11 protein-coding genes and 1 pseudogene are annotated in these 13898 nt (G+C 58.8%); 4 read left to right on the top strand and 8 right to left on the bottom strand.

The annotated features are described in order from the left end of the window. Window positions 1-4: 4 nt before the first annotated feature. The 7 genes from upp to ACR0AA_RS00030 form a co-directional block, all read right to left on the bottom strand. Window positions 5-637 carry a uracil phosphoribosyltransferase gene (gene upp, locus ACR0AA_RS00060; RefSeq protein ID WP_480661184.1) on the bottom strand — a complete coding sequence of 211 codons (633 nt, stop codon included), beginning with the start codon at window positions 635-637 and terminating at the stop codon, window positions 5-7. After that, window positions 634-1620 (bottom strand): adenosine deaminase, encoded by a 987-nt coding sequence (locus tag ACR0AA_RS00055; RefSeq protein ID WP_480661185.1) that lies wholly within the window; start codon window positions 1618-1620, stop codon window positions 634-636. The genes upp and ACR0AA_RS00055 overlap by 4 nt, the downstream gene beginning before the upstream one ends. Further along, window positions 1617-2828 carry a phosphopentomutase gene (locus tag ACR0AA_RS00050; protein WP_480661186.1) on the bottom strand — a complete coding sequence of 404 codons (1212 nt, stop codon included), beginning with the start codon at window positions 2826-2828 and terminating at the stop codon, window positions 1617-1619. Before ACR0AA_RS00050 ends, ACR0AA_RS00055 begins: the two co-directional genes overlap by 4 nt. After that, on the bottom strand, window positions 2825-4132 hold the full coding sequence (locus ACR0AA_RS00045) for a thymidine phosphorylase (RefSeq protein WP_480661187.1): 1308 nt from the start codon (window positions 4130-4132) through the stop codon (window positions 2825-2827). The genes ACR0AA_RS00050 and ACR0AA_RS00045 overlap by 4 nt, the downstream gene beginning before the upstream one ends. 4 nt (window positions 4133-4136) lie before the next feature. Further along, the gene (locus tag ACR0AA_RS00040; RefSeq protein WP_480661188.1) at window positions 4137-4529 is read right to left on the bottom strand and encodes a cytidine deaminase; all 393 of its coding nucleotides are present in this window, start codon (window positions 4527-4529) and stop codon (window positions 4137-4139) included. 104 nt (window positions 4530-4633) lie between these two features. Next, on the bottom strand, window positions 4634-5737 hold the full coding sequence (locus tag ACR0AA_RS00035) for a cupin domain-containing protein (RefSeq protein WP_480755226.1): 1104 nt from the start codon (window positions 5735-5737) through the stop codon (window positions 4634-4636). Then, a complete protein-coding gene (locus ACR0AA_RS00030) occupies window positions 5700-6404 on the bottom strand; it encodes a hypothetical protein (RefSeq protein WP_480755225.1) in 705 nt (234 codons plus the stop codon). Before ACR0AA_RS00030 ends, ACR0AA_RS00035 begins: the two co-directional genes overlap by 38 nt. Before the next feature lie 185 nt (window positions 6405-6589). On the opposite strand from ACR0AA_RS00030, the gene ACR0AA_RS00025 reads away from it, so the two are divergent. The 3 genes from ACR0AA_RS00025 to ACR0AA_RS00015 all read left to right on the top strand — a co-directional run bounded on the left by ACR0AA_RS00025 (window position 6590) and on the right by ACR0AA_RS00015 (window position 12564). Next, entirely contained in the window at window positions 6590-8863 is a 2274-nt protein-coding gene (locus tag ACR0AA_RS00025) for an NADP-dependent malic enzyme (protein WP_480661191.1), read from the top strand. Window positions 8864-9140: 277 nt separating this feature from the next. Further along, window positions 9141-11030: a propionate-CoA ligase PrpE gene (gene prpE / locus ACR0AA_RS00020; RefSeq protein WP_480661192.1), complete on the top strand. Its 1890-nt coding sequence runs from the start codon at window positions 9141-9143 to the stop codon at window positions 11028-11030. Between the two features lie 94 nt (window positions 11031-11124). Continuing rightward, a complete protein-coding gene (locus ACR0AA_RS00015) occupies window positions 11125-12564 on the top strand; it encodes an amidase family protein (RefSeq protein WP_480661193.1) in 1440 nt (479 codons plus the stop codon). Window positions 12565-12822: 258 nt separating this feature from the next. Here the strand turns inward: ACR0AA_RS00015 and ACR0AA_RS00010 are convergent, their stop codons facing one another. Continuing rightward, window positions 12823-13629, bottom strand: a complete 807-nt coding sequence (locus ACR0AA_RS00010; RefSeq protein WP_480661194.1) for an NAD kinase — start codon at window positions 13627-13629, stop codon at window positions 12823-12825. Between the two features lie 123 nt (window positions 13630-13752). Here ACR0AA_RS00010 and glyA point away from each other — a divergent pair. Next, window positions 13753-13898: pseudogene (gene glyA / locus ACR0AA_RS00005) on the top strand (serine hydroxymethyltransferase); the annotation flags it as partial.

Raw genomic sequence — 13898 nt, 5'->3', positions numbered from 1 at the left:
CGGATTATTTGGTGCCGAACATCCGGTCGCCAGCATCACCCAAGCCGGGCATGATGTAGCCTTTCGAGTTCAGCTCACGATCCAACGACGCGGTGACGATCTTCACGTCAGGATGTGCCTCTTTCATGCGTTCAACGCCTTCAGGCGCAGCCAGCAGGCAGAGAAAGCGGATATCGGTGGCCCCGGCCTCTTTCAGCAGGTCAATCGCTGCAGCTGAGCTGTTGCCCGTGGCCAGCATCGGGTCAACGGCAATGACCAGACGGTCCTTCAGACCTTCAGGCGCTTTGAAGTAATACTGCACCGGCTTCAGCGTTTCTTCGTCGCGGTACAACCCGACAAACCCGACACGCGCCGAGGGCACCAGTTCAAGCACTCCGTCCAGCATGCCATTTCCGGCCCGCAGGATCGACACCAGCGCCAGTTTCTTGCCCGCCAGAATGGGGGCGTCCATCTCCTCCATCGGAGTTTCGATATGGCGGGTGGTTAGAGGCATCTCACGCGTGACCTCATAGGCCAGAAGCAGCGTGATCTCGCGCAGCAACTGACGGAATTCAGCGGTCGAGGTGCCCTTGTCTCGCATGAGCGTCAGTTTGTGCTGGACCAACGGGTGGTCGACGACGGTCAGGTGTTCGCTCATGTTCTCTCCAGTCTTTTCTTGACCCGCTCGCGGGTATCATCATCGCAGAAGGCCGCGTTCAGGGCCGTGTCATTCAGGGCTGCGAAATCCTCGGCGTCCCAGCCGAAGGCTTTGCCCAGCATCTCATATTCACGCCGCATCGTGGTATGGAAAAACGGTGGATCATCGGTGGAGACGGTGACATTGACGCCATGGTCGCGCAACCGGGCAACCGGATGCGCCGCAAAATCAGGAAATAGACCCAGAACCACGTTCGACCCCGGGCAAACCTCGAGTGTGACTTCGCGGTCGATGATTTCGTGAATCAGGTCAGGGTCCTCAATAGCACGAACCCCGTGGCCGACCCGTTCGACGCCCAACTCACGAACCGCATCGCGCACACTTTCCGGGCCGCCGAACTCTCCGGCATGTGTGGTCAGGCGCAGCCCGGCTTCGCGTGCGCAGTCAAAGGCCCATTTGTAGTCGCCCTGCTTGCCGACGGATTCGTTGCCGCCCATTCCAAACCCGGTAATCCAGTCCCCCGCAGTTTCGGCGGCGCAATGGGCGCTTTGTTTCGCCTGTTCCGGTCCGAAATGGCGGACACAGGTAACAACACCGCGCAGAGTGATATCGAACTTACGCTCCGCCTCGTCTGCTGCGTCCTGAATGGCGTTTAGGTAGTCACGCCAGGCGTGCAAATCACCGCCGCCGCAGAAGTCGGGGCTGAGGAAGGTTTCGGAATAAACCACTCCGTTGGCAGCGCTTTCTTCCAGAATGGCCAGCGTCAGACGTCGAAAATCTTCAGGTGATTTCAGTACTTCACAGGCGGCTTCGTACACACTGAGGAAATGCGCAAAGTCGCGGAAATCATAGCTCCCATCAGGTTTGAAGATACCGCTCAGATCAATGCGTTTTTCATGTGCCAGCTGACGGATAAAAGCAGGTGGGGCCGCGCCTTCGTGATGCAAGTGCAGCTCGATTTTGGGCAGGTCTGCGACGTTCATAGAAAAGTCCTCCCCGGCCCTTGTGCCGGAATGTTGAGGTGGTGTGCGATGCTGGCCGCAACGTCCGCGAAGTTAACGGAACCGATTTGACCCGCCCCTTGCCCGGCTATCAGAACAGGCACTTGTTCGCGCGTATGATCGGTACCAATCCAGCTTGGATCATTGCCGTGGTCTGCGGTCAACAGCATCAAATCGCCCGGGCGCAGTTTGCTCAGGATCACACCGATTTCTTGGTCGAACCACTCCAGCGCGCGCGCATAGCCGCTAATATCGCGGCGGTGGCCATAAAGGCTGTCGAATTCAACGAAATTGGCAAAGGTCAGGCTTCCCTCCTCGGCCTCATCGACCAGATCGGACAGGTGCCCCATCAGTTCGACATCCGAGCCCTTGCGCAGCGTGTCGATCCCTTGCATCGAAAAGATGTCGCCGATCTTGCCCACCGCATGGACTCGACGGCCCGCGTCCTGCACCCAGTTTGTCAGAACCGGCCCAGGAGGCAGGATCGCAAAGTCTTTTCGGTTGGTGGTGCGGGTAAAGCCCTCTTCTGGTGAGCCGATAAATGGCCGCGCAATAACACGGCCCACCTTCATACCATGCAGACGCGAGGCAAGTGCTTTGCACATCTCCAGCAAACGGTCGAGGCCAAAGCTCTCTTCATGCGCCGCGATCTGAAAGACGCTGTCGGCGGAGGTGTAGCAGATGGGCCAGCCGGTGCGCATATGCTCGGCCCCCAACTCGGCAATGATAGCCGTGCCCGAGGCATGGCGGTCGCCGAGAATGCCGTCGGTCCCGGCGGCTTCAGCGGCCGCCCGGCTCAGATCGGCGGGAAAGGACGGTGTGGTGTCCGGGAAGTAGTGCCAGTCCCATGGCACGGGCAGCCCGGCCAGTTCCCAATGTCCTGAAGGCGTGTCCTTGCCCGGCGAATGCTCGCGCGCGCATCCCCAAAGGCCAGTGGGTTCTGCGTCCAACCCCGGTGTTTCCGACCCCGAAGCGAGCCGCGTGGCGGCCCCCAAGCCAAGCGCCTCCAGATTGGGCAGGATCAGCGGGCCGGAACGTCCTTCCTCAGCCCGTCCTTCTGCGCAGGCCTGCGCGATATGGGCCAGCGTGTTTGCGCCGGTGTCGGGAACATCGCCATTGAAGAACCGATCCGCATCCGGTGCACCACCGATGCCGACCGAGTCCATAACCACCAGAAACGCACGGGTCACGGTGTGATCCTTTCGTGGATAAGCGCGGGCAGCATGGGGGCATCATCGCCGATTGTGATGGCTTTGAGAACCGCAGCCGCAGCCTGTTGCGCAGCATCTTCGCGCGCAGCGTGGATCACCGCCAGGGGCGCGCCTTTTTCGATTTTGTCGCCCAGCCGGACGATGCTCGACAGACCCACCGCCGGATCGATCACATCGTCCTCGACCTGCCGCCCGCCGCCCAGCGCAACCACGGTAAGACCCAGAGCTTCGCCGTCGATGGCCGTAATATGGCCGTTGGCCGGAGCCGGAACTTCGAGGATCACACTGGCTTCGGGCAGATAGCGGGACCAATTGTCCACGAACTGCAAAGGCCCACCAACAGCGGCCATCATGCGCCCGAACCGTTCGGCGGCACGGCCGTCGCGGATGACGTCGGTGATTTTGTCGCGCCCCTCGTCCGGGGTGGAGAACATGCCAGCATCGGCGAGCAGGACACCACCCAGTTCAGCCGAGATTTCGACCAGCGGCGCATAATGCGTCTGCGTCAGGACTTTCATCACCTCGGCCACTTCCAGCGCATTGCCCAGCGCGGGGGCCAAAGGTTGGTGCATATCGGTGATCACGGCAGATGTCCGGCATCCCGCTGCGTTTGCAGTTTCCGACAGGGCTTTTGCCAGCTTCTGCGCGTCCTCAAGCGTTTTCATGAATGCGCCGCTGCCGACTTTGACGTCCAGCACCAATGCCTCGGGGCTGGCGGCCAGTTTCTTGGACAGAATAGACGCGGTAATCAGGTCCAGGCTTTCCACGGTCGCAGTCACATCCCGGATCGCATAAAGCCGCTTGTCCGCCGGAGCGATCTGCCCTGTAGCACCCACAATGGCTGCGCCGGTTTCGCGCAGAATTTGCGTCAAGCGGTCTTGCCCGATCTGCGTACTGACACCTGGAATTGCCTCCAGCTTATCCAGCGTGCCACCAGTATGGCCCAGCCCACGGCCCGAGATCATGGGAACGTAAGCCCCAAGTTCGGCCAGCGCCGGGGCAAGCACCAGACTCACGCTATCACCGACCCCGCCGGTGGAGTGTTTGTCGATCACCGGACCGTCAAAGTCCCAGCTCAGAACGTCTCCGCTGTCGCGCATCGCGACGGTCAGATCAGCACGTCCCTGCGCACTAAGCCCGCCCATGCAAACAGCCATAGCGAAGGCCCCCGCCTGTGCGTCGCTGACGCCACCATCAGCAAGGCCCTGCGCAAACCAATTCAACTCGTCGCTGGTTGGCACTTCGTTCCGGCGCAGTTTTGCAATGATCGAACGCGCGTCCATGGGGTCAGGCGTCTTCCATGTGTGAGGCGTCGAAAGCGCCGGGCAGTAGTTCGCCGATCGTTGTCGCGAATTCAGCGCCGTCGACTGTCGCAAGGGTTACTTTGACCTCACGCTTACCAAATTCGGCCAGCTTCTGTCTGCACCCGCCGCACGGCGGCACCGGTTGCGGGCTAGAAGCGACCACATAGACCTCGGACAATTCCTGCTCGCCCGCCGCAACCATCGCTGCGATTGCACCGGCCTCGGCACAAGTGCCTTCCGGATACGCCACGTTTTCCACGTTACAGCCGGAATAGACCTCACCGCTTGCGGAACGGATCGCGGCACCAACTTTGAAGTTGGAATAAGGCGCATAGGCTCTTTCCCGGACAGACAGCGCTGCATCTTTCAAAGTCATGGCGATTCCTCATTTTTTGATCAACTGGTCAGAAAATAATACCCTAATTGAAAACGCCCGGGGAGTTGAACCCCCGGACGCAAGATTCCTGAGCTATTTTCCACCTAACCCAGCTTGGTGTTGAATGTCCCCGGCAGGGTGACTTCAAGCAATTCGACATCATCCGAGGGATCGGACAGGCAGGTGCGCATTCCGGGCGGGATTACGAAGGCGTCGCCTTGCTCCAACCGGAAGGGATCGCGCCCCTCGCCTTCCAGCGTCACCTCGCCATTCATGACAAAGGTAAAGTGGATATCGGTGTCATGAGACGCCCAAACAGGATCGCCCTGCCCTTTGCGCACAACCTGCACCCCTGCAACGCCTTTGGTGTTCTCGGCAATCGTGGTGTCGCGACAGACATAGCCCGGCAAGCGGAACGTGCCCCAGTCCGCCCCCTCGGCTTTGTTGTAGACGAAACGCTGACCCTGCCATTCACGATCCGGGCAATAATGAGGTGTCGGCAACGCCATCTCGTGATCGATTTCGGTTACGTGTTCGGCGGGCACGCCGATTTCGATAACCTGAACGTTGTCCGATGCCTCCAACACACGGTGGCGGATTTCAGGCGGCTGGATAAAGCAATCCCCGGCCGTCAGCCGCATCTTGTCGCCCTGATCCTCATAAACAACGTCCACCCAACCATGAATGCAGAAGATCAGCTGAAAACCCACCTTGTGGAAATGCACCATGTCCGGAACCGGACCGCCATCGGGAATGCGGATATGGCTGGCGATGATCGAGCCACCCAGCCGGTCCGGCACCAGATCGCGGTAATGCATCCCGGCCCGTCCGATGATCCAAGGCGCCTGATCCTTGAGCCTACGCACCACGAAAGAGTGCACGGTTTCAGGCATCACCATCGGTGGGTTCAGTTCGTCAATCTCGACACGGGTCCCGTTCGGCGCAACCAGACTGCGCCGACCTTCAGCAAATTCATCAGGATTGTCAGTCAGAATTCGGATCGTCCCGGCGGCCTCGGGCGCGTCTTTTTCGACCCGTAGGCGCAGACCATGACCTGAAAACACGGCAACGCGCGGGTCATCGGCGGGATAGATCATGTCCATCCTCATACCAAGGACCTTGGTGAAAAACGGGATGTCGTCGCGCAGCTCGTTTGTCGGCAGGCGGATTTCAGCGCGCGTCTGGCTGTTTTTGGGGCTCGAAGTCATTCAATGTCTCTTCGCTGTCGGATTTTGGCCATCCGATCAGAACCGAGGTCAAAATGCCAATCGAAAAAAACATCTCAAGCGTTTCTTCCAGTACAAAAAAACGCACCATCATGATTGCTGACAGATCGGCGCTGTAGATTCCGGAAACTTCTTCAATAAGCTGGGCAATAACGGCCAGCATCCCTGTCAGAACAAAGATAACGAAGAACGGAGCCCGACGCTTAACAGCCCGCCACGCGTTTGGCACGCCATGCCAGACAACACCGCCGACGACGAGAACCGCCAGAATGATCCGGACTAGCGTCATATCAAGCAAACCGTCGAGGCCGTTCAGCACCCAATATGGCACACTGTCTACCGGGTAGATATCCGCCTCAAGCTCGCGCTCAGCCAGCAACAGGCAAACCAATCCGATGTAGAGACGGCTGATTCCAGGATACCGCCAGAGCGCGACAAGTCCAGCCGCAAAAAGCGCCGCGGCAGAGATCGTTTCGAACAATCCCCCCTCTTCGTTAAAAGGCAGGGCTTGAATGGGCCAGATACAAACAGCCGCGAGAACTACGAGGGCAGCAAATAGCACAGATGCGTAAACCAAACGCTCTGGGCCAACGGAAACCTGACCTACAGAAAGGGCAGTCCCGGCCTGAAATTCATCCTTATAGCTCATTTACGCGTGCCGATGCTCGATAGGTCCGGATTGGGTCCAAAGTTGCTCGAATGTAAATTTTCTATGATAGCTTTCAACCGGAGCCCGGAAGAGTTTTACCAAACTGTTGCAAAATGACGTAACGTAGCCAAATCGAGAAAATTAGTTTAACGCTAAATCAAATTTCCGAAGGAGTTGAATCGCCGATGTCCGACACACCCAGCCTGCGGCAGGCCGCGCTTGACTATCATGCCCATCCGAAGCCCGGTAAGCTTGAAATCAAGGCTACGAAACCGATGGCAAACGGCCGCGATCTGGCACGCGCCTATTCGCCGGGCGTCGCCGAGGCCAGCCTCGAGATCAAAGCGGATGCCTCCAACGCCGAACTCTATACCGCGCGCGGCAACCTTGTGGCCGTGGTTTCAAATGGAACAGCGGTTTTGGGGCTGGGCAATATTGGTGCGCTGGCGTCCAAACCGGTGATGGAAGGCAAAGCGGTCCTGTTCAAAAAGTTCGCCGGGATCGACTGCTTTGACATCGAGGTCGATCAACCCGATCCGGAAAAGCTGGCAGACATCGTTTGCGCGCTGGAACCGACTTTTGGCGCGATCAATCTGGAAGACATCAAGGCACCGGATTGCTTTGTCGTCGAAAAATTATGTCGCGAGCGGATGAACATCCCGGTATTTCACGATGACCAGCACGGCACTGCGATTGTCGTGGGTGCTGCGGCGAAGAACGCTCTGCACGTAGCCGGGAAGAGCTTTGAAGACATCAAGGTTGTTTCTACTGGCGGCGGCGCGGCGGGTATTGCCTGCCTGATGATGCTGGTCAAACTGGGCGTCAAGCGCGAGAACATCTGGTTGTGCGACATTCACGGGCTTGTCTACGAAGGCCGGGAAGAGGACATGAACCCCCACAAGGATCAGTTCGCGCAGAAATCGGACTTGCGTACACTGGATGACGTGATCGGCGACGCGGATCTGTTCCTCGGCCTTAGCGGACCGAATGTGCTGAAGCCCGAGATGGTCGAGAAAATGGCCAAGCGCCCGATCATCTTTGCGCTGGCCAACCCGACCCCGGAAATCCTGCCGCAAGCCGCGCGTGAGGTTGCCCCAGACGCGATCATCGCGACAGGCCGCAGCGATTTCCCCAACCAGGTCAACAACGTGCTCTGCTTTCCTTTCATCTTCCGCGGTGCGTTGGATGTCGGCGCGACGGAAATCAACGATGAAATGCAGATCGCCTGCGTCGACGGCATCGCAGAAATGGCCCGTGCCACAACCAGTGCCGAGGCAGCGGCGGCGTATAAGGGCGAACAGCTGACCTTCGGCCCCGACTACCTGATCCCCAAGCCCTTTGACCCGCGCCTCGTCGGCGTCGTGTCCTCATCCGTCGCCAAGGCCGCGATGGACAGCGGCGTCGCCAAGCGCCCGATCGCCGACATTGAGGCGTACAAAGAAAAATTGAACCAGACCGTGTTCAAATCCGCCCTTCTGATGCGCCCGGTGTTTGAGGCCGCCGCCGTCGCCTCACGCCGGATCGTGTTTGCCGAAGGTGAAGACGAGAGGGTATTGCGCGCCGCTCAGGCCATTCTCGAGGAAACGACCGAGACTCCGATTCTGATCGGCCGTCCGGACGTGATCAACACGCGGTGCGAAAGGTTGGGTCTGACGGTACGCCCCGGAAAAGACTTTCAGATCGTGAACCCGCATGATGACCCCCGGTATTATGACTACTGGAACTCGTACCACCAGCTTATGCAGCGCCGCGGTGTTACGCCCGATCTGGCCAAAGCGATTATGCGCACCAACAACACCGCCATTGCGGCGATCATGGTACACAGAGGCGAGGCCGACAGCATGATCTGCGGTACGTTTGGCGAATACCGCTGGCACCTGAATTACGTCGAACAGGTTTTGGACGACGGCGATCTGCGTCCTCAAGGGGCGCTGTCGCTGATGATCCTGGAAGACGGCCCCCTGTACATCGCCGATACCCATGTCCGACAACTGCCGACACCCGAAGAACTGGCCGAGACCACAATTGGTGCCGCGCGCCACGTTCGGCGGTTCGGGATTGAACCCAAAATCGCCTTCTGCTCGCAGTCGCAGTTCGGCAATCAGGCCGAGGGGTCAGGGAAACGGTTGCGCGCGGCGTTGGATATCCTCGACTCCGAACCGCGCGATTTCACCTATGAAGGTGAAATGAACCTGGATGTGGCACTGGACCCCGAGCTTCGGTCCCGCATCTTCCCGAATTCCCGCCTTGAGGGGCCGGCCAACGTTCTGATCTTTGCCCATGCAGACGCGGCAAGTGGCGTGCGCAATATCCTCAAGATGAAGGCCGACGGCCTGGAGGTCGGACCGATCCTGATGGGGATGGGCAACAAGGCTCATATCGTAACGCCATCCATAACAGCGCGCGGGTTGCTGAATATGGCGGCGATCGCAGGGACTCCGGTTGCGCACTACGGTTAATTAACCAGCGTACAATACCAAGGGCGCCAACAGTGGCGCCCTTTTTTGATTCTGGCGGTTGCTCAATATTTGCACGCCGAACTATTCAAATTTGCAAAAATGCAAAATCAATCGCAAAAACCCCGTTAATCGACGTCGGTTTGCAAAAGTTTGCAGCGGAAATCAGCAATTCTTGCAAATATTTTGCGATAAAGTGACGCTCCGTCATTGCGCTCGCTTGTGCGGTGTCCGTCGGCCACATAACACACTTCTCAAGGAATTTTCGGAGGAGGTCATCTTGGCTTATCAGGACGTTTACGAAAGCTGGAAATCGGACCCAGAAGCATTCTGGATGGAGGCCGCGCAGGCAATCGATTGGGTTCACCCCCCAACCAAGGCTCTGTTTGACGACAACGCCCCTCTGTACGAATGGTTCAGTGATGCCAAAGTGAATACCTGCTGGAATGCGGTGGACCGGCATGTTGAGAACGGTCGCGGCGAACAGACCGCAATCATCTATGACAGCCCTATCACGCATACCAAGCGCGAGATTTCTTATATGGAGCTGCGCAACCGCGTCGCCACGCTGGCAGGAGCGTTGCGGGCCAAAGGCGTCGGAAAAGGCGACCGGGTCATCATCTACATGCCGATGATCCCCGAAGCGCTGGAGGCGATGCTGGCCTGTGCCCGCCTGGGCGCCGTGCATTCTGTGGTGTTCGGCGGCTTTGCCAGCAACGAGTTGGCCGTGCGGATCGACGACGCCAAGCCCAAGGCCATCATCGCCGCATCCTGCGGGATGGAGCCGGGGCGCGTAGTGCACTATAAACCGCTGCTGGACGGCGCCATCGACATGGCCAGCCACAAGCCCGAGTTCTGCGTGATCTTCCAGCGCGAACAGGAAGTGGCGCAATTGGTCGAAGGCCGTGATGTCAACTGGCACGGGTTTCAGTACGGGGTCGAACCGGCGGATTGTGTGCCGGTGGCCGGGAACGATCCGGCCTATATCCTCTATACCTCTGGCACAACGGGCGCGCCCAAAGGCGTCGTGCGTCCGACTGCTGGCCATCTGGTCGCGCTGAACTGGACGATGAAGAACATCTACGATGTCGATCCCGGAGATGTATTCTGGGCGGCGTCCGATGTCGGGTGGGTCGTAGGGCATTCCTACATCTGCTACGCCCCGCTGATCCACGGGAACACAACTATCGTGTTCGAAGGTAAACCGGTCGGGACCCCCGATGCCGGAACCTTCTGGCGCGTGATTTCAGAGCACAACGTCAAAAGCTTCTTCACCGCCCCAACCGCCATCCGCGCCGTCAAACGCGAGGACCCCAAGGGCGAGTTGTTGGCGAAATACGACCTTTCCTGCCTGCGTGCATTGTTCCTGGCCGGTGAGCGCGCCGACCCTGATACCATCGAATGGGCACAAGACGCGCTGAAAGTGCCGGTGATCGACCATTGGTGGCAGACCGAGACCGGTTGGACCATCGCAGGCAACCCGCTGGGTATCGAGGAACTGCCTGTCAAACTGGGCTCGCCCGCCAAGCCGATGCCGGGTTATGACGTGCAAATCCTTGACGAAGGCGGTCACCCGATGAGACCCGGCGAACTGGGTGCGATTGCGGTCAAGCTGCCCCTGCCCCCGGGTACTCTGCCAACACTGTGGAATGCGGAAGAGCGGTTCAAAAGCTCTTACTTGAACCACTTCCCCGGCTATTATGAAACCGGCGATGCCGGCATGGTGGACGAGGACGGTTATCTCTACATCATGGCGCGCACGGACGACGTAATCAACGTCGCAGGCCACCGTCTGTCTACCGGTGGGATGGAAGAGGTTCTGGCCGCACACCCCGACGTGGCCGAATGTGCCGTGATCGGCGTGACGGATCAGTTGAAAGGCCAGATGCCCGTTGGCTTCCTGTGCCTGAACGCTGGTTGCGACCGTGACCATAGCGAAATCGTTCAGGATGTGATCAAGCTGGTGCGCGAAAAGATCGGGCCGGTTGCTGCGTTCAAACTGGCCGTAGTGGTGGATCGTCTGCCCAAGACACGCTCGGGCAAAATCCTGCGCGGGACGATGGTATCGATTGCGGACAGCAAGGAATACAAGATGCCGGCAACCATCGACGATCCGGCAATCCTGGACGAGATCTCGGATGCGTTGAAAACCATTGGTTACGCGCAGTAATCGAACAGCGGGCGACGATCCGTCGCCCGTCGCGCCTCTTTCACTTGCAACCTGAAACAGGCCCCCTACTGTCATCCAAAGACAGTGAGGGCCCATGACAGAATCCGACATCTGGCGTCTGAGCGCCACCGACCTGACAGCCTTGACCCGCAGCGGCGACCTGAGTGCTGAGGAAGTCACGCAGGACGCCATCAACCGAATGCATCAGGTCAATCCTGACTTGAACGCGGTGGTCGAGGACCTCAGCGACGAGGCGTTGGCCCGAGCACGCGATCTGGATGCGGCAGTTGCGAGCGGTGCGCCTGCGGGTACCCTCCATGGGGTTCCTGTCACTATCAAAATCAACGTTGATCAAACGGGACACGCGACTTCGAATGGAGTGGTCGCCCTGAAGGATGTGATTGCGCCCGACGATGCCCCCATCGTGCGCAACCTTCAGAACGCCGGAGCTATCGTAATAGGGCGAACAAACACGCCCGAGTTTTCATTCCGGGCCGATACCGACAATCCTTTGCACGGGCGTACCTATAATCCGTGGGGGCGGCATATCTCACCCGGCGGGTCCTCGGGTGGTGCAGGCGCGGCCGTGATGGCGGGGATCGGTGCGCTGGCCCACGGCAATGACATCGGCGGCAGCCTGCGGTTTCCGGCTGCGGCCAACGGTGCGGTCACCGTCAAACCCGGTCTCGGCCGCGTTCCAGCATGGAACCCCAGTCAACAGGCTGAACGCGGAATTTTGGCGCAATCCATGTCGGTACAAGGGTTGATCACTCGCTCGGCGGCTGACCTTCACCTGTCGATGCCCAGCATGATCGCCCCGGACCCGCGCGACCCATTTCACGTTCCAATGCCGTGGCGCGGTGACGCTATAGATGGCCCTATCAAAGTGGCCTTCACCAAAAACACCTTTGGTTATTCCCTGCATCCAGAGGTCGACAAAGCTCTGGACACGGCCCGCGACGCGCTGGTCGATGCTGGGTATTTGGTCGACGAGATCAATCCGCCCGACGTCTTCGAATGCGGGCGGTCCGGCTATCGCGCCTTGATGGGAGAAGTTTTGACGCTGCTACGAAGCGATATCGAGGCTGCGGGGTCAGAGACCATCCGTGAGATTTTCGAGGTCTACTTTCAGGAATTCCCGCCCATCGTGGAAACCGACCTGATCCGCATGCTTGCCAAGCGCAGCCATTACGCACGCGAATGGTCGATGTTCATGGAAGACTACCCTTTGGTTCTGTCACCCTTCCTACCGCAACCGTTCTTTGGCCCGGACCGGGACACCGAAGGCGCAGAAGGGGTGCATGAAGTTCTGGGCTGCGCGGTCTATTCCTATGCGATGAACTTCCTCGGCCTGCCCGCGGCCTGCGTTCCGGCCCGGCTGGCGGAGTTGCCACAAGGTCCGCAACCCATCAACGTCCAGATTGCCGCCCGCCGCTGGCGCGAAGACATGGCCGTCGACGCGGCCGCCGCAATCGAAGCGCGTGTCGGCCAGATGTGTTTTCCGCTTTGGGACAAGATGGCCGCGCCCGTATGAATTGGGCGGGCACAAAAATAGACCCCGGGTTATTGTGCCCGGGGTCCGCTTGCTAAAATATACCCGGATATCTCTAACGAGCGTAGCACCACCTACCCTCGCCAGCGCGAAAACTGCGCACTCGTTCGACAACGCCGTTTGGTGGCCACTCACTCCCACCTTGACGTATTTTCCGGGCATTTTCAGGTTACCGAAAACTTAATGAATCTCGTGTGAACTGGTTCACACAAGTCCAAAAAAATTCGTATTGACACTAATTTACGTGAATTGCTCAGAGATTAAGCGTTCTTCCAATCCATGCCCGGGGTCAAACAGAATACGGTGCTGGATAGACGGTTCCGACCGGATTTCGACCCAGTCAATATCGGCAAATGACACCGAGTCCGCATCCGCCATGACCGGACGCTTATCGGCATCCAGAACATCGAAACGTACCTTAGCGATCTTGGGCAACAATGCTCCGCGCCACCGACGCGGCCTGAACGCCGCAATTGCCGTCAGTGCAAGAACGTCTGACCCGATTGGCAAGATCGGACCATGCGCCGAATAGTTGTACGCTGTCGATCCGGCTGGCGTCGACAGCAGGGCTCCGTCACAGACCAGTTCCGGCATCCGCACCCGCCCATCGACGCTGATCTTCAGCCGCGCCGCCTGCGGACCGGCGCGCAGCAGCGACACCTCGTTGATGGCCAGCGCCTCATGCAGCTTGCCGGATTGATCCATAGCCTGCATTGCCAGAGGGTTGATCACCTCTTCTTCGGCCGCGGCCAAACGCTCCATCAGGTCGTCTTCATGAAACTCATTCATAAGAAACCCGATGGTGCCGCGGTTCATGCCATAAACCGGCGTATCGAGGTGCTGCATGTTGTGCAGCGTGTGCAACATGAACCCGTCCCCGCCCAGGGCGACCACCACATCCGCATCCCGGGGTGCCGCATTGCCGTACAGTTTCACAAGGCTGTCCCGCGCAATTTGCGCCACTTTGACGTCGCTGGCGAGAAAGGCGATTCTCTTTGTCATATTTTCCGGTTTCCGGTGCTGCACATTTGGTTCCGAAACAACCATACCTTTCCCCGATAGGCCAGACTTGACGCCACAGCGGGCCAAATCGTCGCTTTAAAGCTTTTGCGTATGTACCGTTTCCGATAGGAAATCCGCAAGATTCTTACCCAGCCATGTGGAGCGCCCATGAACGCCAATCTCCGTGATACCGGATTTTTCACCCAGTCTTTGTCTGACCGTGATCCCGAGCTGTTCGGCTCGATCACGTCCGAGCTGGGCCGCCAGCGTGACGAGATCGAACTGATCGCGTCCGAGAACATCGTCTCTGCCGC

Source organism: Ruegeria sp. CE8 (genome assembly GCF_056537465.1).
The sequence above is the reverse complement of the archived record's forward strand: the minus strand, read 5'-3'. Positions and strand labels throughout refer to the sequence as shown.

Bases quoted from the DNA above. Each gene is read 5' to 3' on its own strand.
- ACR0AA_RS00015 (WP_480661193.1), top strand. From the start codon at position 11,125: ATGACAGAATCCGACATCTGGCGTCTGAGCGCCACCGACCTGACAGCC.
- ACR0AA_RS00035 (WP_480755226.1), bottom strand. From the start codon at position 5,737: ATGACTTCGAGCCCCAAAAACAGCCAGACGCGCGCTGAAATCCGCCTG.
- ACR0AA_RS00045 (WP_480661187.1), bottom strand. From the start codon at position 4,132: ATGGACGCGCGTTCGATCATTGCAAAACTGCGCCGGAACGAAGTGCCA.
- ACR0AA_RS00030 (WP_480755225.1), bottom strand. From the start codon at position 6,404: ATGAGCTATAAGGATGAATTTCAGGCCGGGACTGCCCTTTCTGTAGGT.
- upp (WP_480661184.1), bottom strand. From the start codon at position 637: ATGAGCGAACACCTGACCGTCGTCGACCACCCGTTGGTCCAGCACAAA.
- ACR0AA_RS00010 (WP_480661194.1), bottom strand. From the start codon at position 13,629: ATGGTTGTTTCGGAACCAAATGTGCAGCACCGGAAACCGGAAAATATG.
- ACR0AA_RS00025 (WP_480661191.1), top strand. From the start codon at position 6,590: ATGTCCGACACACCCAGCCTGCGGCAGGCCGCGCTTGACTATCATGCC.
- ACR0AA_RS00055 (WP_480661185.1), bottom strand. From the start codon at position 1,620: ATGAACGTCGCAGACCTGCCCAAAATCGAGCTGCACTTGCATCACGAA.
- ACR0AA_RS00040 (WP_480661188.1), bottom strand. From the start codon at position 4,529: ATGACTTTGAAAGATGCAGCGCTGTCTGTCCGGGAAAGAGCCTATGCG.